This is a genomic window from Candidatus Woesearchaeota archaeon (assembly GCA_021734105.1).
Lineage (GTDB): Archaea > Nanobdellota > Nanobdellia > Woesearchaeales > SKGA01 > SKGA01.
This window is the reverse complement of sequence record JAIPJP010000042.1, coordinates 1-6,149: the sequence shown is the minus strand read 5'-3', so window position 1 is coordinate 6,149 and position 6,149 is coordinate 1. Positions and strand designations below refer to the sequence as shown.

At 35.9% G+C, this 6,149-nt stretch carries 5 protein-coding genes; all 5 read right to left on the bottom strand.

The features are described from left to right. On the bottom strand, positions 1-472 hold a 472-nt coding region (locus K9M74_05720), incomplete at its 3' end, for a hypothetical protein (protein ID MCF7799371.1). 141 nt (positions 473-613) lie between these two features. Then, positions 614-2,308 carry a hypothetical protein gene (locus tag K9M74_05715; GenBank protein MCF7799370.1) on the bottom strand — a complete coding sequence of 565 codons (1,695 nt, stop codon included), beginning with the start codon at positions 2,306-2,308 and terminating at the stop codon, positions 614-616. A gap of 357 nt (positions 2,309-2,665) precedes the next feature. Next, the gene (locus tag K9M74_05710) at positions 2,666-3,763 is read right to left on the bottom strand and encodes a DNA topoisomerase IV subunit A (GenBank protein ID MCF7799369.1); all 1,098 of its coding nucleotides are present in this window, start codon (positions 3,761-3,763) and stop codon (positions 2,666-2,668) included. Positions 3,764-3,765: 2 nt separating this feature from the next. Then, positions 3,766-5,442 (bottom strand): DNA topoisomerase VI subunit B, encoded by a 1,677-nt coding sequence (locus K9M74_05705; protein ID MCF7799368.1) that lies wholly within the window; start codon positions 5,440-5,442, stop codon positions 3,766-3,768. A 164-nt stretch (positions 5,443-5,606) separates the two neighbouring features. After that, the coding region (locus K9M74_05700; GenBank protein ID MCF7799367.1) for a hypothetical protein at positions 5,607-6,149 on the bottom strand (543 nt) is incomplete at its 5' end.

The window sequence follows — 6,149 nt, the reverse complement described above, 5'->3', positions numbered from 1 at the left end:
GTTTGAGTTTTTCTATTTTTGCGCGTTTTTCTTCATCTATTTCTGAGCGCAGTTCTGCTTCTTGTGCTTGTTCTTGTTGTTGTTTTTCAAGTCGTTCTTGTTGACGCTCTGCTGCCTCATCTGCACCTGAATTGTTAAAATATTGTGACGCTGAAGGTGGTGGTGATTGCCCGACTGATTCAGCCATGCGCTCCATATTTTTTGCTTGAGCTTTATTTTGTTGAGCCATTTTTTTTGCCATGGCTTCTTCTTGTTTTTGTTCGTTTCCAAGTGCAGAGTTAAGAGCGCCCGCAGCGGCTTGAGCTATTGCTTCTTCTTCATTTCCACCACTGCCGCCAAATCGAGCTGTAGCTGCTTCTTCACCATGCATGTTTGCATAACGCTCTACTGCTTCTTGAGAAACAAAGCGAGAACGAGCATCTTTTTCGCCTCCTCGTCGCATCCCTTTTGTGTAAGAAAATTTTCCTGGCATATACTCGTTTCCTCTTTTCTATTAAAATTAATGCATTATCCAAAAATAAGAAGACTCTTATTTTTGACACAAAAAAGTCACTATTTTTTGTGCAAGAAAAGCGAATCTTTTCTTTGCGTGCTTTACAACGAATAAAAAAATTTATTCGACCGTTACTTTAATATGTGAAATAGTAACATCTTTTTGTGGTTGAATAACTATGGAGTTTGTTCCTTCTCGCACATAAGGATCAATAATTTGCTTGACTCGTGCTTTGTAGGTGTTCATAGGAACTACGCCTTCGCCGTTAAGATTAAAATTCACTTTTTTATAAGAGTCATCTACAAAGAATACTTCTAAAAAGACATGAACTCCCGCTTTAAGCTCTAAGATGCTTGGATTATCAAGTTCTATTGTTGGACAATTTGGTCTTCTATTATCTTTATCAACATAGCCATCAGAACAAGCATCACATTCTGCAAGTGTTACTGCTGTTGTGCAAATATCATCAACACCAGTATAAGGTACATCTTCACACCAATAAGCATTTTCTATTTCAAAACAACAATCTTTATCATAATCTGCGGGGCAATTACTTGGACAATAGCCATCAGTATCATCGCCGCAAAGTTGCTCACCTGCCTCTGGTGGTTGTCCTCGATAGTTTTCATAGCCGCTTACACATCTATCAGTATAACTTGCTAAAACCATATTAACACACCGATCTCGTGGATTGTCTGGTTTAAAATCGCACCAATAATTATTTCTTGATTCTGCAAAACAACAATCTTTGTCTTCATAAGAATCGCATCCATTTGGACACACGCCATCGATGTTGCCACAGAATTCGTTGTTTTTATCAACGCTCACAAAGAGGTCTTCATCAAGGTCAAAATAATAAATGGGATAGTCTGGCTCTATAAGTTTAACATTAAGTTCTAGTTGATCAATAATATACGAACCGTATTCTGAAACAAATTCTACGGTATTTTCTCCTGATCGTAAAGTTTCTTTACTCAGAGTAATATAATTTTTTAAGCCGCAGTCAGGAATACCATTAAAAACAGTTTCTCCATTCACATCAAGAGTAATTTTTCCTACTTGTATGGTGTCGCAGTCGGGAAAAAATTGTAACACTCCCTTTTCCATAGAGTCATATTCGTCTGTCACCATGAAGAATTTTTGCATATTCATACTGTGTGATGAATCAGTAACATCTCCTACAATACGTAAGTTTTGTAATTCATATTCGTTCACTCTCCAAAATGCAAATCCTGGACTAGAGACGGTAAAATATAATATATTATTTTGTTTCAAATAATCTTGTGGTAATGAAATCGGCGTCGACGAACCTTCTTGAAGTGTTCCTTCAAAGAGTTGCAGACCGTTCAAATAAATCTGTAAAATGCCATCCGTTCGAAAGACATTAAAAGAAAGGTAGAGTCGTTCGGACGCATATTTATCAATACTAAACGTTATTTCTTCGCTTTGTTTGTCAAATGCTGAGTTTTTCACATAAAGCGAGGGGACTTGATGAATAAGATTTGCATCAGTTTTTGTGTAAATAGTGAATGAGTTCAAGGGGTGTTCTATTTCTGATTCGCTAATATAATTAATAGAGCCTATTTGCGTAGCTAAAGGTGTTGTTCCTATGAGATGTGCATAGCCGCTTGAATCTGAATTTGGCGTGCCAGGTATTCCCCCATCATTTAAAAGGGCCGCTCTTTCCTCTGGCGGAAGAAAGAGAATATAAAAAATAATAATAAGCGTTATTAGAAGGACCAAAACGGCCGCTCCACCAGCCCCTACAGCTGAGTGGGCTTGTCCTTTTCGTTGAGGAGAGAATAGACTAGTCATAGTCATGATTCTATGAGAGTCAGTATTTAAAGGTTTCGCGCCAAAGAACTCATTCAAAATGAACTTTTATTATTATTTGCTTTAAATAATTTTAGTTGTGTTGCAAAAAGCATAGTTTTACCAAAAAATCAACAGCTGTACATCAAAGCTCGCTACTTCTTTGCAATAGACAGTTTTTAAGAAACTTTTCAAGCAACATATCCAACCCTTTTTAAAGCAAGACAACTCCAAAAAATTCTTTTATAAAGCTTAAAAATGATTATGCATTTACACTCAAATCTTAAATGACAATTAATACAAATCAAGAAAGCATCATGCTAAACAAGTAGCGCAGAAAAAAATTTCCTCAGCTCTTAATTATGGTAGCCACGTTTTCTTATCATGTATTTTTTCTGGCAAATACTTATCCATAACCATATTTAGTCCATGTGCTGCAAATGCCTGTTGCTCTACACGAACTTTTTCTTTGGCCATTCTTTGTAAGGCTTTTTGCCAGTCTTTATGATCTTTAAAAAAAGGGTCGTTTTTAAGTAAATCTTTAATTTTCTTAACATCTACTTCTTTAAGTGGATGTGTTGGTAAGTTATAAGTTGCTATATCACCTGGCGTTACCCCAATAAATGTTGCTTTAGGTACACAAAAAAACTCATTGATATGTGCTGCATTCCCACTTCCAACTTTTAATGTTCGATAGATATTTCCGTATCCGTAAGGATCGCCATCTGTAAAAACATACACGGGTAAACTTTGTTCGTCTGAGAGTTTTCGAATAAAACGCCTGCATGCACGAGTTGGAACTCCACTCATCGCAATCAAAATACAATTTGCTTTTTTCCAGTATTGATGTTTATTAAGTCGCTCAAACGCGCCTTGGGTTTCAATTGCAAGCACGAATTTAGCTTTAGTTTCGAATTTTAAATGTTCAACAGATGATGGAATAGAATATGCACCACTCCCAAATTTCGTACAATCTATTTTAAGTTCTTTTTTTGTTTCAAAGTCATTGTCAATAACAGTGAGTGCTCCTGCTACCGCTCCACCGTGTTCTCCTGGAATAAAACCCATTTGTTCTCGATTAACATGAAGCATTGCTTCAATGTCATCCATAATACTATCTGATTCTGGTTGTTCATTAAAACGTGCATCACCCCAATTTTTAGAAACGTAATATGCTTCTCTTTTTGTTGCGGAGTCATCACTTACTAAAAGTTCTTTGGATAATGCCATCATGCGAAGTGTTTGTGCGAATGATTTTATTGTTGATGCAGTGAGTGTTCGTTGTTTTGTTTTATCTTGAATACAAAAATAACCTTCTTTTTTATCAAAAACAACATTACTTAATGATCGAATGGGTGTTGTCATCACCGGCGGTTTACTTTGCTTAATAGTATCATGAATATTTTTTGCTATTGCTTTAAGACGATCTTCTACTTGTTTATCTTGTTTTATTGTCATGGTTAATTGCCTTCTTTATCAGAGTCGGAATTTTCTTCCTTTGTTCCTTCTGTTTCATCTTTTCCTATTTTTGCCCATTCCTCATCGTAATCAGTATTTTTTGTTGGATCAAAATCCATAGCATCTACTTCTCCTCGTTTATGCTCTAAGATAACACCTAGTTTCCCTATAATTTCTTCTTCATCAGCCTTATCTAAATCTAAGAGTTCGGTTAATCCTGTTGCGACATGCACCATATATTTTTGTATGTAACTTCGTTTTTTGAGTTCTGACTTCACTCGCGTTTTTTTTGCAGTATATTTTGCAAGGCTTCGTCCTGCTTCTTGAAGTGCCTTTTTTATTTCATCAATTATTTCTGCATAATGAGCAATTGCTTCTTTACTCTCGCTAGTAAAAGGAACCCATACTGAAGAAATATGAACTAGAATAGTTAAGGGACCTATGGGTAAATTGCCTGCTGATTGTTGAAGACCATAGGGTTTCCAATTAATACTTTGTATTGCTTTAGATATACCGCAAGCTCCTTGTTGAAAAAGTAATGGTACTCTGTTTGCAAATCGCATAACATTCGCAGATTTATCCTTTGGTTGATACCCTCCATAAGCAAGAGCAACTTCTACTTGAAAAGGATTCCCTCGATAAACTGCAGGTGATCGAGATACAGTTGTGTAAAACTCCGCATTTATTTCTTTTTTTATTCCTTTTTCTAAAAGTTCTGCAGTTATAGGCGATATGCAGTCGGGTGATGGTGTTTGTATTTTCACTTCATTAATTGCAGCAAGCACTTTTTCAACTTCCGCAGGACCTATTTTTTTTGGTTTGGCGTGAGGAAGTATCCGTGCGTGCTCTGCAATTTCTTTTGCAACGCGAGGACTTACTTTACTAAATTCTGTTGTCATGAATTGTTGAAACGTTCGTGCTTGTGTTGTTTCCATCATTTTTATAAAAACGCCAAGTTCTACACCATAAGGATGTGGTTTTATTTCTTCTGCTTCCCTAGGCATATTTTCTGTTGCTCGAGGAAAAATAAATTGTTCAGCTTTGGGATTAGTATAAATAATCGTGACATGGGGGTTAACAACAGCTGTTTCTTTAAGATATTCGTCAACACTTTGGTTTCCTCGTTGGTAGCTTCCCTCAAGATCTATCTCAATTTTTGTACCGTGATCTTTTGACCATTCTTTTACATCTTCGTTAACAATTTCAGGTTTGTTTTTTCCAGTATCAATACGTAGTTCATAGTAATGTGCAGGTTCATTCGGACCTATTTTTGAAGTGATTCGTGATGCTCGACCTGTCGTGAGTTGTCCGTACATAACGCTTGCACTAATTCCTATTCCTTGTTGTCCACGACTTTGTTTCAGACTATGAAATTTACTTCCATAAAGTAATTTTGCAAAGATGCTTGGAATTTGTTTTTGTACAATTCCAGGACCATTATCTTCAATGATTACTCTAAATCGATCATTGTTCATGTCAATAATTTCAACGCTAATTTCAGGAAGAATTCCTGATTCTTCACACGCATCTAAACTATTATCAACTGCTTCTTTAATCGTGGTGAGAAGTGCTTTTCGTTTGTTGTCAAATCCGAGTAAATGTCTGTTTCGTGCAAAAAATTCTGCAACACCAATATCTCTTTGTTTTGTCGCCAGTTCGTGCGCTTTAAGCTCTGTCATGTGCTAAGAGTTAGCAAGAGCTTTTTTTAAAGTTTTGTATCTTTGACTTCATTTTACAAAGAATAAAAAACAGATACAAATAGATAACAGCAATAATTATGACTTTGATAAAAATATACTTTTTGCAAAACAACTAAAAAAAGAAAAAAGAGATTAACAATTTTTTAAATACAAAGAAGTTGATTTTCGGGTAAGGACAATGAATCACAAAAACTATTTTGCCCTGATAAAATTAGGGTAACATAACAATTATCTCGAAGTTCTTCTAAAACTATTGATTCGCAATATATTCCCTCTGAAAACCTTTCTGCTACACGTGAATAGCAAATGTCTTTATCTTGTTCATCAATAACTGCGTTACAATAATTGCTCATTGTATCTGGATCTGTTGCTTGCAATGCCTGCGTTAAACTTGAAGACGTTTCTAGAAAATCAGACGGTGGTATCTCTAGTTCGGTTGTTATAAATTCGGGTCGTATGGTTCTTGATTCGTTTGCACGAATATTGCTAATATCATCGACAAGCGGTATTTCTCCACTGGGAGAATTAAATAAATAAGCTAAAATAAGGGGCTTGTTCAAAGTGATTGCTCTCCAGAGCCAGTAAAGCAAAGATTTACTGCTTTGACTTAGCTTCTCAAGATTGTAGGTGATGATTTGCCATGCGAATTCTCTTTTTTTCATGTAGTGTAGTTTGCTTCGCAAACT